This window comes from Pseudovibrio sp. W74 (assembly GCF_001623085.1).
GTDB lineage: Bacteria > Pseudomonadota > Alphaproteobacteria > Rhizobiales > Stappiaceae > Pseudovibrio.
Window position 1 is genome coordinate 1 of sequence record NZ_LMCJ01000041.1, and the last position, 346, is coordinate 346.

General features: G+C 49.4%; 1 pseudogene. It reads left to right on the top strand.

Annotation, left to right across the window (positions count from 1 at the left end):
* Nucleotides 1-22: 22 nt before the first annotated feature.
* Nucleotides 23-241 (top strand): annotated as a pseudogene (locus PsW74_RS19445) (hypothetical protein); the annotation flags it as partial.
* Nucleotides 242-346: the final 105 nt, after the last annotated feature.

Genomic DNA, 346 nt, shown 5'->3' on the forward strand with positions numbered 1-346 from the left:
GCCAGAAAAGAAGGCTTTGAATATGGACGACACTGCATGCGCCTGTGGCGCCACAAATACTCTCCAAAACGAAATTGACGAAGTAAACGTTGTTGTTTCTGATCTTCAGAACCTTGCATACATCCAGCATATGGTGCTGAGCGAGCGGATGAAGAACAGCTGCGAGCGTGATGCTTTGTTCACTCTGCACCATGCATTATCTGACCGCCTAGAGGCACTCAACAAGACCTGCGGAATTTTAACTGATGCGTTGTCTGGCACGTCCTTCCCTAAAGGATTTTCCAGTCACGCGACACGCAGCGTCGCCTCTCCACCACCGGTCGAAACCAATATTGTGTCTCTTGAT